Source organism: Azonexus hydrophilus (genome assembly GCF_001956855.1).
Lineage (GTDB): Bacteria > Pseudomonadota > Gammaproteobacteria > Burkholderiales > Rhodocyclaceae > Azonexus > Azonexus hydrophilus_A.
Genome location: NZ_MTHD01000001.1, coordinates 61,052 through 81,548, shown reverse-complemented (window position 1 = coordinate 81,548; position 20,497 = coordinate 61,052). Strand labels below are relative to the sequence as shown.

The following is a 20,497-nucleotide window of genomic DNA, read 5'->3' as shown; positions in this document are numbered from 1 at the left end:
ACCATCCGGGGCATGAACTTCGAACACCTGATCGCCATCAACGACCCCGGCAATCCGCTGCTCGTATCGCTCACCCGACAACAGGTCTGGGATGGGCTGCAGCACCGGGTCGATAATCCCCTGCCCTTCCTGCCCGGCCTCGAGTCCTGTACGCTGCTCGGACGCGATGACGAATGCCTGCTGCGCGAACTCGATTTCGGCGCGGCGCGGATTCGCGACCGCGTCACCATGAGCGTACTCGAATGGGTACGTTTCGATATCGAGCCCAGCGCCCACCATGCCGGCGGCAGCCTGACCATCCGCATCGAGGAACCGGAACCCGAGCGCCTGTTCCTGCGTTTCACCTACGGCACCACCTTCGCCGCCAGTGCCAGCGAAGAAGACCGGGCCTACGCCGAATACATCAAGTCCGCTTACCAGCAGTCGGATATCGACTGTGTCCGCATCATCCGTACGCTTGCCGCCGAGGGCAACTGCCAATAAACCGTTCAGGAGGATTGCCATGAGCGCCCGCGAAGATAGCGGCCTGTCGATCGAACATGCACACGCTCTGGCAACCGATGCCGCATTGCAGGCCCTGAAAACCGATGAAAAAGGGCTGTCGACCGCAGAAGCCGCCGAACGTCTGGCGGCGAGCGGCCCCAACCGCCTGCCGACGGCCGCGAAGGAAGGGCTGCTCAAACGCTTCTTCAAGCACTTCCACGACATCCTCATCTACATCCTGATCGCTGCCGCCGGCATCACTGCCCTGCTCGGTCACTGGATCGACACCGGCGTCATCCTTGGCGTCGTCGTCATCAACGCGATCATCGGCTTCATCCAGGAAGGCAAGGCCGAAGAGGCGCTGGAAGGCATCCGCAAGATGCTGTCGGTACATGCCCAGGCCCGGCGCGACGGCGAATGGACGCAGATCGAAGCCGACGGGCTGGTCCCCGGCGACATCGTCCGCCTGCGCTCCGGCAACCGGGTCCCGGCCGACCTGCGCCTGCTCGAAACGACCAACCTGCGCATCGAGGAATCGGCGCTGACCGGCGAATCGGTTCCCAGCGACAAAAATACCGCTGCCGTTGACCGCGCGGCCGGCGTCGGCGACCGCTTCGGCATGGCCTATTCCGGCACGCTGGTCGCCGCCGGCCAGGGTTTCGGCGTGGTCACCGCCACCGGCCCGAATACCGAGATCGGCCGCATCAACCGCATGATCGCTGAGGTGGAAACCCTGCAGACACCGCTGACCCGCGAAATGGCCCGCTTCAGCAAGATTCTGTCCGGCGTCATCGTGGCGCTGGCGCTGTTGATGCTGGCCATCGGCATCGGCCTGCATGAGTTGCCGCTCGGCGACGTCTTTCTCGCTGCCATCGGTTTTGCCGTGGCCGCCATTCCCGAAGGCCTGCCGGCCATCCTGACCATCACGCTGGCACTTGGCGTGCAGCGCATGGCCGGCCGCAACGCCATCACACGCAAGCTCACCGCTGTCGAAACGCTGGGCGCGGTCACCGTCATCTGCTCGGACAAGACCGGCACGCTGACCAAGAACGAAATGACCGCCCGCCACGTCATCACCCGCGCCGGCCATTACGACGTCAGCGGCACCGGCTACCGGCCGGAGGGCGAGATCACTCTCGACGGCGAACTCGTCAAACTGGCCGAACATGCCCACCTGCATGCGCTGATCGAAGTCGTCGCCGTCGCCAACGATACGCACATCGCCGAGGAAGACGGGCAATGGAAAGTCACCGGCGAGCCAACCGAAGGCGCCCTGCGCACGCTGGCCGACAAGGCCGGCTTCGATGCCGGTGGCCATGAGCGCTTTGCCACCATCCCCTTCGAGTCGGCCAACAAGTTCATGGCGACGCTCAACAGCACGCCGCAAGGCCTGCGCCGCATCATGCTCAAGGGCGCCCCGGACCGCCTGCTCGATCGCTGCGCCGAAGAACTCGGGCCGGACGGTACACCGCAGGCGCTGGATCGCCCATTCTGGGAAAGCGCCATCGACCGCCTGAGCGCCGACGGCCTGCGCGTGCTCGCCGCCGCCGCCCGCCAGGTCGATGACGGCAAGGAACACCTGGATGTCGAGGATCTCGACGAAGGCATGATCTTCCTCGGCCTGATCGGCATCATCGACCCGCCGCGACCGGAAGCCGTCGCCGCGATCAAGACCTGCCACGGCGCCGGCATCCGGGTCAAGATGATCACCGGCGACCACGCCGGCACCGCCCGCGCCATCGGCATCGAGATGGGCCTGGGCACGGCCGGCAGCCTGCGCGTGGTCAGCGGCGAGGAACTGGAAAACGCCAGCGACGAGGCACTGCAGCAGATCGCCCAGGATTGCGACATCTTTGCCCGCACCAGCCCCGAGCACAAGCTGCGCCTGGTCAAGGCATTGCAGGCGCGCGGCGAGGTCGTGGCGATGACCGGCGACGGCGTCAACGACGCACCGGCGCTGAAACGCGCCGACGTCGGCGTGGCGATGGGCATCAAGGGCACCGAGGCGACCAAGGAGGCTGCCGAGATCGTGCTTGCCGACGACAATTTCTCGTCGATCGCCCACGCCGTCGAGGAAGGCCGGACCATCTACGACAACCTGCGCAAGGCCATCCTGTTCATCCTCCCGACCAACGGCGCCCAGGGCCTGGTCATGCTGACCGCCGTGGTTTTTGGCCTGACCCTGCCGTTGACCGCAGTACAGATCCTCTGGGTGAACATGGTCGTCGCCATCACGCTGGCCATGGCCCTGGCTTTCGAGCCGGCCGAACCGGGCATCATGCAGCGACCGCCGCGCAAGCCGGGGGCACCGATCCTCGGCTACGTTTTCCTGTGGCGACTGGCCATCGTTTCGGTGCTGATCGGCGGTGCCACCATCGCCATGTTCGAGGTCGAACTGGCGCTCGGCATGCCACTTGATCTGGCCCGCACGATGGCCGTCAACACGCTGGTCGTCGCGCAGGCCTTCTACCTTTTCAATGCCCGTTTCCTGACCACCTCAAGCCTGCGCCTCGATCTGATGTTCACCAACCCGGCCGTCTGGCTGGCCGTCGGCGTGCTGCTCCTGCTGCAACTGGGCTTCGTCTACCTGCCCTTCATGAACAGCGCTTTCGCTGCCACACCACTCGAACTGCGTCACTGGCTGATATCGCTGGCCATCGGTTTCGCCGTCTTCCTGATCATGGAAACGGAGAAGTGCTGGCTGGCAAAAAAAACATAATTTGCCGCAGCACGTGTTCAGGCGGCTTGATTGGCAAGCGGGAATACCTGAACATCGCACCATGAACCTGCCCACCCTGCTCTGCCAACGTCCCACACCTCTGACCCAGATCGGCATCTGGGCGGCCGCCATGGTCACCACCGGCCTGGTCGGCTACCTGCGCATGATCAGCCCCGCAGCCTACGAGTTTCATCTGCTCTTCCTGCTACCGGTGCTCGCCGTCGCTTGGTTCATCAATCTGTCACGCGCCAGCATGCTGGCTGTACTGGCCGTCGTGCTCTGGTATCTGGCCGAACGCCAGTTGACCGGTGGCGGCCTCGAACGTGGCCCGTTGCTGTTCAATACGGTGCTGCGCCTTGGCATGCTGCTGGGTGCAGCCTGGCTACTCGACCGCTTGCGCATCAGGCTGGGCAAGCAGCCATGAATCCCTTCCGTGGCCTCGCCGCAGGCGCCTGGCTGCAACTGCTGCTCATTGCCATCGGTGGCTGGTTGCTGGCAATTGTTGCGACCCATGTCGATCGGCAACAGGTCGAGGCGGTCGCGCTGCAACAGACCGAGATCCAGTTGCGCGCCGCTGCCCTGAGGCTAGAGCGCGATCTGAAACATCACAGGCAGATCCACTACGATTTCGCCGCTACCCTGACAGCCGATCTCGAATTCGACGAAGCGCGCCTGCGAAGCATCTCGGATAAATTGATCAGCGAATACAGGAACGTCATCAACCTGACCCTGTCGCGCCATTACGAAGTCGTTTTCGTCCATCCCTTCGCCGGCAACGAAGCCGTCCAGGGGATGAACTACGCCAATCGCCCCTACATCATGACCGGCATCGAACGAATGCTGGCCGTGCGCGACACGGTCCTGACCGGGCCGGTCGATCTGGTTCAGAGTGGCCGGCCCGGGCTGGTCAGCCGCACACCGATCTATTTTCCGGCAGGCGAGGGACAGGCGGAAGAATTCAAGGGCGTCGTCTCCTCGGCCATCGACCTCGAAGGCGTACTCAGCGACGCCGGGCTGATCGGCAGAAATAGCGGATTCACCCTCGCCATCCGCGGCCGAGATGGCAGCGGCGCCGAAGGCGAGCCTTTCTATGGTGAGCCGGCCCTGTTCAAGCAAGACCACGTTGCCATCGACGTCGACCTGCCCGGTGGTCAGTGGCGCCTGGCAGCCGCACCGATCGCCGGCAATCCGTACAACACCCTGCGCCAGTGGCTGACCCGGGGCGTCATCGGGCTACTGACCCTGGCCCTGATCCTGCGCCAGTTGTTCCGGCGCGATAACGAAAGCAGCAACGATGCCGTACCGACTGCCAGCAACGGCCGGATCGGACTGCGCAGCTTCCTGATCGGCTCGCTACTGCTAGTGCTGTTGCCCATCGTTGCCATCAGTGGCTGGATTTCCTACGTCAATGCCCGTCAGGCAGCCGACCGTTTTGCCGAGAATATGGCCAATGCGCTCGGCGAGCGCATCCACGACCGGGTCGCCGCCTTTTTCGAGGTGCCAAAACGGGTCGTCGCCTTCAATGTCGAACAGGCGCGCGCCGGACTGCTCGATCCCGCGCAGCGCGACCGGATGATGCAGGATTTCCTGCTGCAGATCCGCCAGCAACCGCTGCTCACCTTCATCTCAGCCGGCATGAGCGATGGCGAATACTATGCCGGCAGCCGCCCGCCGCTGGGCGCTGATCGTGGCCTGCGCCTGCTGCATGCCCGTATTGCCGACAACCGGGCAATGCACATCTATCGCGTCGACGATGCGGCCCGGCCGACAACCCTGGTTTCCCCAGCCAGTAGTGCCTTCGATGCCCGGACCCGCCCCTGGTTCATCGCCGCCCGCGAAAACGGTCGCATGGCCTGGTACCCGGCCTACCGCTACGTCATCAATGATGCCCTGGGAGCCTACGACACCATGGGCATCGGCATGTCCTCCCCGATGCACGATCCGGCCGGCCGCTTCATCGGCGTCACCACCGCCGATGTCGCCCTGTCCCAGCTGTCGACCCTGCTCGGCGAGTTGAGCGAGGACACCGGCGGGCTTGCCTTCATTGCCGAAAGCGACGGCAAACTGCTCGCCAGTTCGGGCACACATCCGATTTACCGCACGACCGGCGAGGCGACACGAATCAAGCTCGGCGACAGCGCCGATCCCCTGCTACGCGCTGCCGGCAGCGCCATGGACGATGGCAGGAGCCCTGAGGGCAGTGCATTCATCGTCGTCGATGACATGCGCTATCTCGTCGACTGGCGCCGGCACCCGCTGGAACAGGGACAGACATTGAGCATCGGGCTGATCCTGCCGCAAGCACATTTCGATACGCTGGCCAGCAGCATGCTGCAGAACGTCATCTATCTCGGCCTGCTGATCACCGGATTCGGCATTTTCATCGGGCTGCTGGCCAGCGACTGGATCTCGCGCCCGCTGATCCGGCTGTCGCGTGCAGCGGCTGGCATCGCCGGGGGCAACTGGCGCACCACCGGCGGCGACAGCAGCCCGGTACGCGAAGTCGCCAGCCTGTATGCGACCATCGACGACATGGCCCGACAACTGCAGCGACACAACGAAAACCTGGAGCGCCAGGCCAACGACCTGCGTACCGGCAACGAACGACTGCAGGCTGAAGTCGCCGAGCGGATGAAGTCGGAGGCCCGCATCCAGGCCCTCAACGTCGACCTGGAAATCGCCAATCAGACACTGCTGCTGGCCAAGGAAGCCGCCGAGTCGGCAAACAAGGCCAAGTCGGCCTTCCTCGCCAACATGAGCCACGAACTGCGGACGCCGATGCACGGCATCATGGGCATGATTTCGCTGGTCCGCAGCCGGGTCGCCGACAACCGGATGGAACGCCAGCTCGACCGGGCCATGGAAGCGGCCAATCGCCTGCTGCTGATCCTCAACGACATTCTCGACCTGTCCAAGATCGAAGCCGACCGCTTGTCGCTGGAGCAAGCGGAATTCCGGCTGGGGCACGTGCTCGACAATGTTACCGGCCTGCTGGCGCTGAAAGCGAAGGAAAAACAACTGCGGCTGCACATCGAACCTCTACCGGCCGGGTGTGACCGCGCCTTCACCGGCGACTCGCTGCGGCTGGGCCAGATCCTGACCAATCTTGCCGGCAATGCAGTCAAATTCACCGAACAGGGCGAAGTCGGGATTCGCGTCACCATCCTCGACGAAACAGCGCAGGACATGCAGCTCCGCTTTGCCGTCCACGACACCGGCATCGGCATCGCCACCGACGAACAGAAGCGACTGTTCGCGGCCTTCGAGCAGGCCGACAGCTCGATGACCCGGAAGTACGGCGGCACCGGTCTCGGACTCGCGATCAGCAAGAAGCTGGTGACCATGATGCACGGTGAAATCGGCGTCGACAGCCAACCCGGCCAGGGCAGTACCTTCTGGTTCACCGTCCGTCTCGGCAAGGCAGCCACCAGCGCGCCGACACCTGCCGCCAGCAGCAGCGAAGCCAGCGCGGAAACCCGGCTGCGCCAGCAGTTTGCCGGCGCCAGCGTCCTGCTGGTCGAAGACGAACCGATCAACCAGGAAGTCACCCGCGATCTGCTGGCAGAAACAGGCATCCAGGTGGATCTGGCGGAAAATGGTGCGCAGGCCGTCAGCATGGCCAGCGAGCGGCGCTACGCCGTGATCCTGATGGACATGCAGATGCCGGTGATGAACGGTCTGGAGGCAACGCAGGCAATCCGCACCACCGGCGTCAACCGGGACACACCGATCCTGGCGATGACCGCCAACGCCTTTGCCGAAGATCGCCAGCAATGCATCGCCGCCGGCATGAATGACCACATCGGCAAACCGGTCATCCCGGAACAGCTATTCGTCAGCTTGCTGCGCTGGCTGGAAGCCGGAAAAAAAGCCGAAGACTGAGCTTTGGCTCAAACCTCCCCAGCAGACTAAAATACATCAGCATAAATCGCAGGCAGGGAACGTATTTCCCGAAGCATCGATTCGCATGGCATCACTCCATCGTTCTTCCCCCTCGGAGGAGCTTGGAGAATTACGCCACACATTCTTTTTTACGCATTGTTTCAGCAGCAATATGTCTTGTGGCGATTTTTTAATATTTATAAGATATTGCTGAAATTAGAATTTCATATACTCAGAGAAATGAATTATTGATTGTGGCATTACCGCGAGCGGCGTGGGCGACGGCCCTGCCGCCTGGCACGGGACCCCGCGAAGGAGCAATACATGACTGCGAAGGGAATATCTGTCGCCTGGCGACACTGCCTGCTGGCTTTCCTTCTGCAGCTGACGCTCGTCGCCGGGCTGCCGGCATCCCAGGAGTCGCCGCAAGTCCTGGTACTCATGTCCTACCACCACGGCTACAGCTGGGAAGACCGGATACTCGACGGTTTCGAGGAATGGGGGGGTGTCACGGCCAGCCGCCCCGTGCTGCACGTGGAGTGGATGGACACCAAGCGACACCGGGAACAGGAATCACGTTTGCGCTTTGCCCGCTACCTGACCGAAAAACATGCCGGCCGGCGTTTCGACCTGGTGGTGACAGTCGATGACAATGCCCTGGAGTTTGCCGTGCAGCAGCGAGACATGTTCGCTGGCACGCCCATCATCTTTGGTGGCATCAATGGCGACCCGAACCAGATCACCGCAGGACGCCCCGGCGTCACTGGCGTGGCGGAGCGCTTCGATCTGGTCCGTACCCTTCGGCTGGCGCTGGTGCTGCACCCCGAGGTAAAGCGACTGGTATTCCTGACCACAGCCGACGAGTCAGGCGCTGGTATTCGGGAGCACGTTGCCGGTGCCATGGAGCGCCTGGACCCCGGTATCCAGGTGGAGCACTGGGTGACACGGTATCTGGCGGAGGTTGATGGGCGCTTGCCCGACCTGGGGAACGACACCCTGTTGTTTGCCCTGGGCTCCCAGCCCCAGAAGGAAGGTGGCCGACCCTTCAGCCCGGAGGAACTGGTTGCCTATGTGCATGCCCGCACCAGCCGCCCGGTCTATTCCGACCTGGATGCCACCGTAGGGCGCGGCGCCCTCGGTGGCTACATGAACAGCGGCCTGGAAAACGGCCGCCTGATGGCACGCATGGCCCAGTACGTGCTGGCCGGGCAGCGCCCGGAAGAGATACCGATCGTGTACGAACCCCCCCAGGCCCTGGTGTTCGATTACCGCGAACTGCAACGTTTCGGAATCACCGGAAACGATCTGCCTCAAGGTAGCCAGCTGCTGAACCGACCGCCCTCCATCTTCGACCCCGAATACCGCAATACCCTGCTGAGCTTCAGCGCCATCGTCACCTTGCTGCTCCTGCTGCTGGCGGGAGTACTGATCCGGGGACGCATCCTGGCCTCACGCCATGCAGCCCTGCATCATCAGGCCACCCACGACGATCTGACCGGGCTGCCGAACCGGGCCTGGCTCAATGAGCAACTGGTGCGGGGAAAATGGGGTGGCGGCCAGGCCATGGCTCTGGTGATGATGGACGTCAACCGCTTCAAGTTGATCAACGATACCTATGGGCACTCCTTCGGCGATGAGGTGGTATCCGCCGTGGCAGAACGCCTGGCTGGCATCCAGGAGGGGCGGACCCAGTTGATACGTTTCAGCGGTGACTCCTTCGTCATCCTGCGCCGCCTGGACGATCCCATGTATCTCGCAGATCTGTGCGATCAGTGCGCACACATCATGGTGGAGCCGTTTCATGTGAGTGGTCATCGCTTGTCCATATCAGCTGCCTTCGGGGCAACCCTGGCGGCGCCAGGCGAAATCGACCGGGACCGGCTGCTGCGCGAGGCTGATACCGCCATGCACGAAGCCAAGCAGGAGCGGGGCAACCATGTGGTGGTGTTCGACCGGGATATCCACGAGCGGGCTCTGCGCCAGTTCCGCCTGGAGGCCTGGCTGCCAAATGCGGTGGCAAACAGCGAAATCCAGGTCTACTTTCAGCCCATCGTGGATGCGAACAGCGGCGGGATCGCCGGGTTCGAAGCCCTGGCCCGCTGGCAGCACCCGGAACTCGGCTGGGTACCGCCGCCCGAATTCATCCGCGCCGCCATCGAGAGCGGCTGTATCCGCGATTTGACACTGGGCATGCTGCGTTCAGCCAGCAAAGCCTTCAAGCCCTACCTGGAAAAACCCTCCCGCCCCTACCTGGGCGTGAATGTATCGGTCAGCGACATCAATGCCGAGGAATTCCCCGTACGGGTAGCGGCCATCCTGGCAGAGGAGGGTATTCCGGCCGAGCGACTGGTCCTGGAAGTCACCGAAGACATGCTGCTGGGGGATGTGGGCAACGTGACCCAGGTGCTGGGCCGCCTGCGGGAACTGGGGCTGCGCGTCGCCATTGACGATTTCGGAACCGGCTATTCATCCATGAGCTACCTCTCCAGCTTCATGGTAAACATCATCAAGATCGACCAGTCCTTCGTGCGCAACCTGACAACCAGTTCCTCCGACCAGAAGATCGTGCGCGCCATTGCCTCAATGGCAGCGGACCTGGAACTGAGCGTCGTCACCGAAGGCGTGGAAACCGCTGAGCAGCTGGAACTGCTGCAACAGATGGGGTGCCGGTTGCTGCAAGGCTATTTCTACGGCCGCCCCCAACCCGCGGATAGCTGGCTGGGGGACAAGGGACTGGAGTTTGCGGCTTATTCGACGCCTTGCGATGCCAGATAATCCTCGTAACCACCGAGGTAATCGACGATCTTGCCGTCGCCCTTGACTTCGAGCACGCGGGTCGACAGCGAGGAGACGAATTCACGGTCGTGCGAGACGAAGACCAGCGTACCGGGGAATTTTTCCAGGCCAGAATTCAGGGCTTCGATCGATTCCATGTCGAGGTGGTTGGTCGGTTCGTCCATCAGCAACACGTTCGGCCTTGACAGCATCAGCTTGCCGAACAGCATGCGGCCCTGCTCGCCGCCGGAGAGAACCTTGACCGCCTTCCGGACGTCGTCGCCGGAAAACAGCAGACGACCGAGCGTGCCGCGCATCAGGGTTTCGACATCGCCGCCTTCGCCGGCGGAATCGCGGGCGAACGGAGCAATCCAGTCGGTCAGGTTGGTGTCGCTCTGGAATTCGGCCGAGTGGTCCTGCGCGTAGTAGCCGAGCTGCGCCTTTTCCGCCCACTTGATCGTGCCGTAACCGGGTTGCAGCTCGCCCATCAGGAGCTTCAGCAGGGTCGTCTTGCCGACGCCGTTCTCACCGATGATGGCAATCTTTTCGCCAGCATTGATGGTCAGCGTCAGGTTGTTGAAGATCTTCTGTTCGCTGCCCGGGTAGGCGAAGGTCAGGTTCTCGATCTCGACCGCCTGGCGATGCAGCTTCTGCTTCTCGTCGTAATCGAAGCGAATCCACGGGTACTGGCGCGACGACGGCTTGACGTCTTCCGGCTTCAGCTTGTCGATCAGCTTCATCCGGGAAGTCGCCTGCTTGGCCTTGGAAGCGTTGGCCGAGAAGCGGCGGACGAAGGTCTGCAGTTCGGCGATCCGCTCCTTGGCCTTGGCGTTGGCGTTCGACTGGCGTTCGCGAGCCTGCTGCGCGGCTTCCATGAAGTCGTCGTAGTTGCCGGCGTAGGTGGTGATCTTGCCGTAGTCCAGGTCGGCCATGTGGGTACACACCTGGTTCAGGAAGTGGCGATCGTGCGAGATGATGATCATCGTCGAATCGCGGTTGTTGAGCACGTCTTCCAGCCAGCGGATGGTGTTGATGTCGAGGTTGTTGGTCGGTTCGTCGAGCAGCAGGATGTCCGGGTTGGCGAACAGCGCCTGGCAGAGCAGCACGCGCAGCTTCCAGCCCGGCGCCACTTCGCGCATCGGACCGTTGTGCTGGCTGGTCGGGATGCCGACGCCGAGCAGCAGTTCGCCGGCGCGCGATTCGGCGGTGTAGCCGTCGTATTCGCCAACCTTGCCTTCGAGTTCGGCGGCGCGCATGTAGTCGTCCTCGGTCGCCTCCGGGTTGGCGTAGATCGCATCGCGCTCCTGGATCGCGCCCCACAGTTCCTCGTGGCCCATCATCACCACGTCAAGGACGCGCATGTCCTCGTAGGCAAACTGGTCCTGCTTCAGGTAGGCCATGCGCTCATGGACATCCTTGGAGACATTGCCGGCCGATGGCTCCAGCGCGCCGCACAGGATCTTCATGAAGGTCGACTTGCCGGCGCCGTTGGCACCGATCAGGCCGTAGCGATAGCCTTCGCCGAATTTGACGTTGACGTTTTCAAACAGGGGCTTGGCCCCGAATTGCATGGTGATGTTGGCAGCGACGAGCACGACGATTTCCGATCCGGCAAGTATTTCAGTGAGGGCCGGATTTTACCCTTTTTGCGCGGTCGACCGCGGCAGCCGACCCCATTTTTGTGCACCGCGGTGTAACATCGCGACCGACAATAACGGCTAAGAACGCCAGGAGACAGCACCATGGTCCCTCATCTCACGACGGCCCTGAAAGGCCCGTTGCTCGAACTGGAGCGCCGCTTCCTCGAAAGCAGCGCGCAGATCGAGCACTGGCTGCGCGCCCAGTGGCAGGAACACACGCCGCCCTTCTACTCGTCGGTCGATCTGCGCAATTCCGGTTTCAAGCTGGCACCTGTCGATACCAACCTGTATCCGGGTGGTTTCAACAACCTCAATCCGGCCTTCCTGCCGCTGTGCGTGCAGGCGGCAATGAGCGCGATCGAGAAATTCTGCCCGGAAGCGCGCAGCCTGCTGCTGATTCCCGAGAACCACACGCGCAACCAGTTCTACCTGCAGAACGTCGCGCAGATCGCCGCCATTCTCAAGCAGACCGGGCTGGAAGTGCGCATCGGTTCGCTGATTCCCGATCTCGCCGGACCGACCCCGATCGACCTGCCGAACGGCCAGCAGCTGCTGCTCGAACCCCTGGTCCGCAATGGCAACCGGCTCGGCGTCGCCGGTTTCGAACCCTGCGCCATCCTGCTCAACAACGATCTGTCGGCCGGTATCCCGGAGATTCTCGGCAATCTCGACGAGCAGTTCGTGCTGCCGCCACTACACGCCGGCTGGGCGGTACGCCGCAAGTCCAACCACTTCGCTGCCTACGACCAGGTCGCCAACGATTTCGCCAAGGCCATCGGCATCGACCCGTGGCGCATCAATCCGGCCTTCTCGGTCTGCCGCGCGGTCAATTTCCACGAACGCCAGGGCGAGGAATGCCTGGCCGCCAATGTCGAAGCGGTGCTCGACATCGTCCGCGAGAAGTACCAGGAATACGGCATCACCGAGACCCCCTACGTCGTCGTCAAGGCCGACGCCGGCACCTACGGCATGGGCGTGATGACGGTGCGCAACGTGGACGAGGTGATCGCGCTCAACCGCAAGCAACGCAACAAGATGAGCGTCGTCAAGGAAGGCCTGGAAGTGTCCGAGGTGCTGATCCAGGAAGGCGTGCATTCGTTCGAGACAGTCAATGACGCCGTCGCCGAACCGGTCATCTACATGATCGACCGCTACGTCACCGGCGGTTTCTACCGCGTCCATACCGGGCGGGGCAAGGACGAGAACCTGAACGCGCCGGGCATGCACTTCGAGCCGCTGGCCTTCGAAACCGGCTGCAACCTGCCCGACTACCGCTGCGGCAATCCCGACTCGCCGCCCAACCGCTTCTACGCCTACGGCGTCGTCGGCCGGCTGGCCTGCCTGGCAGCCGCCGTCGAACTGGAACGGACGGCGCCGGACGACGGCCAGGCCTGACCGGTGGCCCAGCAACTTCATTTCGAGAAACACCTGCTCGGCGGTAGCGCCCGCTCGCTGAAGCTGGCCTTCGTCATCGATCCGGTCGACGGGTTGAAGGCCTGGAAAGATTCCACCATTGCGATGATGCGGGCCGCCGAAAACCACGGTCACGACGTCTTTGCCATCGAGGCCAGGACCCTGGGCTGGCGGACCACCGAAACCGGTCACCCGGGCGGCGCCTTCGCCGAGGCCGTCCACCTGCACCTGCGCCCGGACGACCACGACTGGTATCGCGAAACCGGGCGTGAATGGACGCCGCTGAAAGCCTTCGACGCCGTCATCATGCGCAAGGACCCGCCCTTCGATTTCGAATTCCTCACCGCCACCTGGCTGCTCGAACGCGCCGAGGCCGACGGAGTGCGCGTCTTCAACCGACCGCGCGCGCTGCGCGAACATTCGGAAAAGATCGCGATCACCGAATTTGCCCGTTTTGCCCCGTCGACCGTAATAAGCCGCGACTTGCAGCAAATCCACCACTTCATCGACGAAACCCGCGACGTCATCCTCAAGCCGCTCGACGGCATGGGCGGCAGCCAGATCTTCCGCGTCCATCGCAACGACCCGAACCGCAACGTCATCGTCGAAACGCTGACCCACGAAGGTCAGCGGACAATCATGGCGCAGCGCTACCTGCCGGAAATCAGCCAGGGCGACAAACGCATCCTGCTCATCGGCGGCAAGGTCGTTCCCTTCTGCCTGGCACGCATTCCCAAGGCCGGCGAAACCCGCGGCAACCTGTCAGCCGGCGGCACCGGCGTCGCCCAGGAACTGTCGCCACGCGACCGCGAGATCGCCGAAGCCATCGGCCCGGTGCTGTTCAAGCGCGGCCTGATGCTGGTCGGCCTCGACGTCATCGGCAGCCATCTCACCGAAATCAACGTCACCAGCCCGACCTGCATGGTCGAGATCCGCCAGCAAAGCGGCTTCGATGCGGCCGGTGCCTTCATCACCGCCATCGAGCACGCATGCGGACTTTCCTGATCGCCCTCCTCGCTGTCTGTCTCACCGCCTGCACCAAGGCGCCGCTGCAGGAACAACAGGCCTTCGTTTTCGGCACCCGGGTCGAAGTCATCGTCGTCAGCGACGCGCCGGAACAGGGCCGGCAGGCGATTGCCGCGGTATTGCGCGAATTCGACCGCATGCACCGCGCCTATCACGCCTGGCAGCCGTCCGAACTGACCGAAGTGAATTCGGCCATTGCCGCCGGTCGACCGCAGCAAGTCACGCCCGAGCTGGCCGAATTCATGCGCGAGGCGCAAGCCCTGTCGGCGCAGGGCGATCACCTGTTCGATCCCGGCGTCGGCGCACTGATCAAGCTGTGGGGCTTCCATGCCGACGAATTCGAAGCCCGCCTGCCCGACCCGCAGGCCATCGCCGACTGGCTCAAGCAGAAACCCTCGGTCGCCGACCTGGTCATCGCCGGGACCACCGTCACCAGCAGGAACCGATCGCTGGCGCTCGATTTCGGCGGCTACCTGAAGGGCGTCGCACTCGACCGCGCCGCCGCCATCCTGCGCGCGCAGGGCATCAACAATGCGCTGATCAACATCGGCGGCAACGTCATGGCCCTGGGCAGCAAGGACGGACGCAAGTGGCGGGTCGGCATCCAGCACCCGCGCCAGCCCGGCCCGCTGGCCACGGTGATGCTCGACGACGGTGAAGCCATCGGCACCTCCGGCGATTACCAGCGCTACTTCGAACTCGACGGCAAGCGCTACGCCCACCTGATCGACCCGCGCACCGGCTGGCCGGTCGACCACACGCAGGCAGTGACCGTGCTCATCCCGGCCAGCGCCAAAGCCGGCACGCTGTCGGACGCGGCCTCCAAGCCGATCTTCATCGCCGGCCCGGACGGCTGGCGCGAGTTGGCCCGCAAGATGCAAACCGGCCTCGTTTTGCGCGTCGACCGCGAAAATCGCATCTTCGTCACCGAAGCCCTGAACAAACGTCTCGAATACATCGGCAAACCACCGGAAATCAGCGTCGTTCCGTGATCTTTCCTTGATCGCCCGGCAGCGCTTGGTTATGCTGGCTAAAGCTGCCGGAACAAGGACAGCAGGCCAGCCATCGGAGCGCAGTAACCAGGGGGAGAAGCGACTTGCGCGGCATTTCGTTCAGAAAACCGGGATTCGCCAACAGCCTGGTGCTACGGATCGGCTTGCTGATCCTGCTCGCGCTCGCCGCCTTCACCATCGGCCTCATCCATCTGATCGGCCAGCCAACGGTCAACCGTCTGGCTGAAACGCAGCTGCGCCTGGCATCCGAACAGGTCGAGTCCCGTTACAACCGCCTGCTCCATTCGGTCGAGATCACGCTGCGCAGCAGTCATGGCTGGGGCGCCAGCGGCGTCGTCGACCATCGCGAACTCAGCCGTTTCAACGAACTTTTCTTCCCCATCCTCGCCAATCACGACGAGATCAACTCCATCCTCCTTGCCCACGAGTCCGGACGCGAACTGTTCCTGCTGCTCGGCAAGGATGGTGGCTGGATCAATCGCATCAGCAACCCGGGCGAATGGGGCCGGCAAAGCTACTGGATCACCTGGAACGCGCAACGGCAGATCGAAAAAGTGGAAATCCACGAAAGCGACTACGATCCCCGCCAGCGCCCCTGGTTTCAGGGCGCCATGGCGCTCTCATCGGATGCCGCGGTGCACTGGACGCAACCCTACATTTTCTTCACCACCAAGGAACCGGGGATGACTGCAGCGATGCGCTGGCGGGATGCCGACGGTTCCCGCTATGTCATCGCGCACGATGTCCGGCTCGGCGAAGTCGCCGAATTCACGACCCGCCTGACCCTGGGCAGCGAAGGTCAGGCCGCCCTGCTGCTCGGCGACGGCCGGTTGATTGCCCCGCCGCGCGATGCCCGCTTTACCGATGCCGGATCGATCAATCAGACCCTGCTCAAGATGCCCGACGAGCTCGGTCTCGGCGAACTGGCCCAGGCCCACCGTCTGTGGCGCGAAGATCCGGACCCGGACGGCGAGTTGCATGCCTTCGCGCGGCCAGATGGTCGCTGGCTCAGCCTGTTTTCCCGTCTCGACGAGGACCGTACCGGCGTCTGGCTCGGCGTGGTTGCCCCGCAACGCGATTTCGTACCGGTTTCCAGCGCCGACCTGGTGGTCCTCGGGATCATCCTGATCAGCGCCCTCGGCCTCGGCATCGTCGTCGCCATCCGCATTGCCGAGCGCTTCGGCGAACCGCTCAATGAACTGACCGCAGAAAGCGAACGCATCGGTCGCCAGGAACTGGACAGCCCGGTACTGACCGAGGCGCCCTGGCGGGAAGTCAGCCAGCTGGCCGATGCACTGGAAAACATGCGCCAGCAACTGCAGTACGGCCGACAGGCATTGCAGAACATCAATGCCGACCTTGAAATGACCGTTGCCATGCGCACCAGCGCATTGCGCCAGAGCCAGGAACACCTGCAGCAACGTGAAGCCTTCTTCCGCGCCGTCTTCGACAATGCGGCGGTCGGCATCGTCAGCCTCGACACCGACCAGCGCCCTGCCGAATTCAACCGGGCATTCGCCAGCTTCGTCGACCGCCCGCTGCAAAGCTTGCGCAATACCCGCAACCTGTGTCTCTCCCCTGCCGAGGAAGAACGCATGCACCAGGCCCTGAGCGGGATCGTCGACGGCAACAAAGACGGGCTGCGCAGCGAATTCGAATTCATCGATGCGTATGGTGCCAGCCGCTGGGGTGATGTCCAGGTAACCGCCGTGCGCGACGAGGCCGGCGAGATCGCTTCCCTGCTGGTAACCGTGCTCGACATCTCCGACCGGCGCGAGATCGAAGTCGAGCTGATCCGCCAGTTTGCCTTCCTGCGGGCGCTGCTCGACACCATCCCAAATCCCATTTTCTACAAGGGCGAACACACCCGCTTTCTTGGCTGCAACCGGGCCTACGAGGAATTTTTCGGCATCGACCGCGGCCAGTTCATCGGCAAGCGGGTACTGGACCTCGAATATCTGCCGGAAGAAGAACGCCGTACCTTCCAGGCCGAAGACGAGCGGGTCATCGCCGAATCCGGCCGGATCAGCCGCGTCGTCACCATGTGCCGTGCCGACGGCAGCCTGCGCGACACGCTTTACGCCGTCAGCGGCTTCCGGTCGCCGGACGGAACGCCGGGCGGCCTGATCGGCGTCATCGTCGACATCACGCCGCAGAAGGACGCCGAACGCGAAGCCGACAAGGCCCGCGCGGCAGCCGAATCGGCGGCGGCAGCCAAATCCGATTTCCTGGCCAACATGAGTCACGAAATCCGCACACCGATGAACGCGATCATCGGCATGACCCACCTGGCGCTGCAAACCGGGCTCGATGCCAAGCAGCGCAATTACCTGAACAAGGTCGATGCCGCGGCCAAGGGCTTGCTCGGCATCATCAACGACATCCTCGACCTGTCCAAGATCGAGGCCGGCATGATGCGCTTCGAGCGCACCGTGTTCAGCCTCGATGCAACGCTGCAGCACCTCGGCGACCTGAGTACGATCAAGGCCCGCGAACGCGGCCTGGAACTGCTTTTCGACCCGGCCCACGATGTCCCCGAACATCTCGTCGGCGATCCGCTGCGGCTCGGCCAGGTGCTGCTCAACCTGGTCGGCAACGCCATCAAGTTCACCGAGAAGGGCGAGGTCACGGTTACGGTCGACCTGCTCGAACGCCGGGAAACCAGCGTCCTGCTGCGCTTCGAAGTCCGTGATACGGGCATCGGCATGAATGCCGAACAACAGGCCAGCCTGTTCAACGCCTTCACCCAGGCCGACAGTTCGACCACCCGCAAGTACGGCGGCACCGGTCTCGGGCTGTCGATCTGCAAGCGCATCGTCGACCTGCTCGGCGGCCGGATTTCGGTCAGCAGCGAACCCGGCGTCGGCAGCCGTTTCACCTTCGAACTGCCGTTCGACCTGCCCGGCAACGAGCCGGAAACGCCACGCCGTCTCGGCATTCCGGAAAACCTGCGGACCCTGGTCATCGACGACAGCCCCGGCGCGCGCGAAGTCTTCGCCCACATGCTGGCGGCACTCGGCATTGACTGCCGTGTTGCGGCCAGCGGCCACGAAGCCCTGGTCGAACTGGCCGCCGCCCGCCAGGCCGGCCATCCCTACAAGCTGCTGCTGCTCGACTGGAAGATGCCGGGCATGGACGGCGTCGAACTGCTCGCATCGATCCGCCGCGAACCCTTCGCCAGCGACGAGCCGGCCATCATCATGACCACCGCGCACGATCACGACGAACTGCGCGACGCCCTGCACCCGCACGCCGTCAGCGCCATTCTCGGCAAGCCGGCAACGCCATCCTCGCTGTTCGACAGCGTCATGCTCGCCCTGCACCGCGCCCCCGGCCTGCCCGAATCGTCGAAGGCCGTCCCCGGCAACATCAGCCTGGCCGGCCACCGGGTGCTGCTGGTCGAGGACAACGAAGTCAATCGCGAACTGGCGGAAGAAATGCTCGCTGCCTTCGGCTTGCAGGTCCAAACCGCGGCCAACGGCGCGATTGCGGTCGACCGGGTGGAACGGGAAGAATTCGACCTGGTCCTGATGGACTGCCAGATGCCGGTCATGGATGGCTACGAAGCCACCCGGCGCATTCGCCAGGACCTCGGCCGGCGCGAACTGCCGATCGTGGCGATGACCGCCAACGCGCTGGCCGCCGACCGCGAGCGCTGCCTGGCCGCCGGCATGAACGAACACATCGCCAAGCCGATCGACGTTGCCGTCCTGCAATCAACGCTGGCCATCTGGCTGGGCGGCCTGACGGCAGATACGGCCGAAGCCCCGGCCACCCCCCCGACCGACAAAACTGCCGACGACAGCGAGATCATCGACAGCGCCAGCGCAATTGCCCGGCTCGGCGGCAACCGGCAGTTGCACGACCGGCTGCTTGTCCGCTTTGCCGAGGATCAGGGCGATTTCCTCGCACGCCTGCGCAACGCCCAGGCGCATGGCGAACTCGACGAAATGATCCTGCTCGCCCATACCCTGCGCGGGCTTGCCGGCAACATCGGCGCCAGCCGTCTCGCCAGCCTTTCGGCCGATCTGGAAAAATGCCTGAAGCAGCAGCCTGACGCCATCCGCGAGATCGACACCCTGATCGCCCAGCTGGATACCGTCCTGACCAGCGTTTTTGCCCTCATCGCGAAGAAGGCGCCAACCGCGCAAGCGAAGACGGCAGCCACACTGGCGCAGCAGCAGGCCCTGCCGGAAGCGCTATCCCGTCTGCAACAACTTCTGGATAATGACGATGCAACCGCCGTCCGGGAATTCGAAAACATCGCCGACACGCTGCGCCAGCATGTCGATCCCCTGCTTGTCGAAGAACTGACCCGGTTGATCGGTCACTACGAATTCGAAGCCGCTTCCGGGATACTGAAGCGGCTCGGCGACATACCCAATTCCCGAGCGAAACAGCCATGAGTCCCCTGCTCCCCAAGCAAAGCATCCTGGTCGTCGATGACACCCCGGAAAACATCACCATCCTCAGTGAAGTGCTGTGCAACGACTATCGCATCCGGGTCGCCACCTCGGGCGAGAAGGCGCTGAAGATCATCTATTCCGATGAACCGCCCGACCTGATCCTGCTCGACATCATGATGCCCGGCCTGTCCGGCCTGGAAATCTGCCGACGGCTCAAGGCCAACCCGGACCGCCGGCGCATTCCGGTGATCTTCGTCACCGCCATGAGCAGCATCGAGGACGAGGAACGCGGCCTCGCCCTCGGCGCGGTCGACTACATCACCAAACCGATCAGTCCGCCCATCGTCAAGGCGCGGGTGCGTACCCATCTCGCCCTCTACGACCAGTCGCGCGAACTCGAACGCATGGTCCGCCAGCGCACCAGCGAGCTGATGACGACCCGCCAGCAGATCATCCGCCGGCTTGGCCGCGCCGCCGAATTCAAGGACAACGAAACCGGCAACCACGTCTTGCGCATGAGCCACTACGCCCGCCTGATCGCCGAAGCCCACGGTCTCGGCGACGAAGCCGCCAGCATCATCTTCAACACCGCGCCAATGCACGACATCGGCAAGATCGGCATTCCCGACTCCATCCTGCTCAAGCCGGGCAAGCTCGACGCCGAGGAATGGAAGGTCATGCACCAGCACCCGATCATGGGCGCCGAAATCATCGGCAAACACGAGAACGAGCTGCTCGAAACCGCCCGCATCATCGCCCTGTGCCATCACGAAAAATGGGACGGCAGCGGTTATCCGCGCGGCCTCAAGGGTGAGGACATCCCGCTGGAAGGCCGCATCGTCGCCATCGCCGATGTCTTTGACGCACTGGTTTCGATCCGTCCCTACAAGGCCGCCTTCCCGCTTGAAGAAGCCCTGCGCCTGATGGAAAGCCAGACCGGCAGCCATTTCGACCCGGTGCTGATGCAGGCCTTCAGGAAAGCCCTGCCGGAAATCCTGCGCATCAAGGAAATCTACGCCGACGAAAACGGTGCGCTGACCGACCTGGAATTCCACATCAAGGAAATCTACGACCACCGGCACGATCCCGACGGCTATCCCGGCGTGCTCACCAGCGAAAAGGAAGGCGACTAGCCAGCTC

General features: G+C 63.5%; 11 protein-coding genes. 10 read left to right on the top strand and 1 reads right to left on the bottom strand.

Translation table 11 applies throughout. The features are described from left to right. The first annotated feature begins 12 nt into the window (after window positions 1-12). The 5 genes from BJN45_RS00405 to BJN45_RS00385 all read left to right on the top strand — a co-directional run bounded on the left by BJN45_RS00405 (window position 13) and on the right by BJN45_RS00385 (window position 9,859). Window positions 13-483 (top strand): SRPBCC family protein, encoded by a 471-nt coding sequence (locus BJN45_RS00405; RefSeq protein ID WP_076090994.1) that lies wholly within the window; start codon window positions 13-15, stop codon window positions 481-483. A gap of 19 nt (window positions 484-502) precedes the next feature. Beyond that, window positions 503-3,202, top strand: coding sequence for a cation-transporting P-type ATPase (locus BJN45_RS00400; protein WP_076090992.1), 2,700 nt, complete (start codon window positions 503-505; stop codon window positions 3,200-3,202). A 61-nt stretch (window positions 3,203-3,263) separates the two neighbouring features. Beyond that, complete coding sequence (locus BJN45_RS00395) at window positions 3,264-3,626, top strand: hypothetical protein (RefSeq protein ID WP_076090990.1); 363 nt, start codon at window positions 3,264-3,266, stop codon at window positions 3,624-3,626. Next, the gene (locus tag BJN45_RS00390) at window positions 3,623-7,084 is read left to right on the top strand and encodes an ATP-binding protein (protein WP_076090988.1); all 3,462 of its coding nucleotides are present in this window, start codon (window positions 3,623-3,625) and stop codon (window positions 7,082-7,084) included. Before BJN45_RS00395 ends, BJN45_RS00390 begins: the two co-directional genes overlap by 4 nt. 324 nt (window positions 7,085-7,408) lie before the next feature. After that, a complete protein-coding gene (locus BJN45_RS00385) occupies window positions 7,409-9,859 on the top strand; it encodes a putative bifunctional diguanylate cyclase/phosphodiesterase (RefSeq protein ID WP_076090986.1) in 2,451 nt (816 codons plus the stop codon). On the opposite strand, the gene BJN45_RS00380 is transcribed toward BJN45_RS00385, so the two are convergent. Further along, window positions 9,832-11,454: an ABC-F family ATPase gene (locus tag BJN45_RS00380; protein WP_076090984.1), complete on the bottom strand. Its 1,623-nt coding sequence runs from the start codon at window positions 11,452-11,454 to the stop codon at window positions 9,832-9,834. The two genes, BJN45_RS00385 and BJN45_RS00380, sit on opposite strands and share 28 nt — an antisense overlap. 147 nt (window positions 11,455-11,601) lie before the next feature. Between BJN45_RS00380 and gshA the strand changes: the two genes are divergently transcribed. From gshA to BJN45_RS00355, 5 genes are all read left to right on the top strand, one after another. Continuing rightward, window positions 11,602-12,894 carry a glutamate--cysteine ligase gene (gshA, locus tag BJN45_RS00375; protein ID WP_076090982.1) on the top strand — a complete coding sequence of 431 codons (1,293 nt, stop codon included), beginning with the start codon at window positions 11,602-11,604 and terminating at the stop codon, window positions 12,892-12,894. A gap of 3 nt (window positions 12,895-12,897) precedes the next feature. Further along, entirely contained in the window at window positions 12,898-13,917 is a 1,020-nt protein-coding gene (gene gshB / locus BJN45_RS00370; RefSeq protein ID WP_083650683.1) for a glutathione synthase, read from the top strand. Beyond that, complete coding sequence (locus BJN45_RS00365; RefSeq protein ID WP_076090980.1) at window positions 13,902-14,930, top strand: FAD:protein FMN transferase; 1,029 nt, start codon at window positions 13,902-13,904, stop codon at window positions 14,928-14,930. The genes gshB and BJN45_RS00365 overlap by 16 nt, the downstream gene beginning before the upstream one ends. Window positions 14,931-15,034: 104 nt before the next feature. Next, the gene (locus BJN45_RS00360) at window positions 15,035-19,357 is read left to right on the top strand and encodes a response regulator (RefSeq protein ID WP_076090978.1); all 4,323 of its coding nucleotides are present in this window, start codon (window positions 15,035-15,037) and stop codon (window positions 19,355-19,357) included. Beyond that, window positions 19,354-20,490, top strand: coding sequence for an HD-GYP domain-containing protein (locus BJN45_RS00355; RefSeq protein ID WP_076090976.1), 1,137 nt, complete (start codon window positions 19,354-19,356; stop codon window positions 20,488-20,490). Before BJN45_RS00360 ends, BJN45_RS00355 begins: the two co-directional genes overlap by 4 nt. Window positions 20,491-20,497: the final 7 nt, after the last annotated feature.

What these genes read in the sequence shown, in the direction of transcription:
- BJN45_RS00405 (WP_076090994.1), top strand. Translation starts at nt 13, where the DNA reads ATGAACTTCGAACACCTGATCGCCATCAACGACCCCGGCAATCCGCTG.
- BJN45_RS00400 (WP_076090992.1), top strand. Translation starts at nt 503, where the DNA reads ATGAGCGCCCGCGAAGATAGCGGCCTGTCGATCGAACATGCACACGCT.
- BJN45_RS00395 (WP_076090990.1), top strand. Translation starts at nt 3,264, where the DNA reads ATGAACCTGCCCACCCTGCTCTGCCAACGTCCCACACCTCTGACCCAG.
- BJN45_RS00390 (WP_076090988.1), top strand. Translation starts at nt 3,623, where the DNA reads ATGAATCCCTTCCGTGGCCTCGCCGCAGGCGCCTGGCTGCAACTGCTG.
- BJN45_RS00385 (WP_076090986.1), top strand. Translation starts at nt 7,409, where the DNA reads ATGACTGCGAAGGGAATATCTGTCGCCTGGCGACACTGCCTGCTGGCT.
- gshA (WP_076090982.1), top strand. Translation starts at nt 11,602, where the DNA reads ATGGTCCCTCATCTCACGACGGCCCTGAAAGGCCCGTTGCTCGAACTG.
- BJN45_RS00365 (WP_076090980.1), top strand. Translation starts at nt 13,902, where the DNA reads ATGCGGACTTTCCTGATCGCCCTCCTCGCTGTCTGTCTCACCGCCTGC.
- BJN45_RS00355 (WP_076090976.1), top strand. Translation starts at nt 19,354, where the DNA reads ATGAGTCCCCTGCTCCCCAAGCAAAGCATCCTGGTCGTCGATGACACC.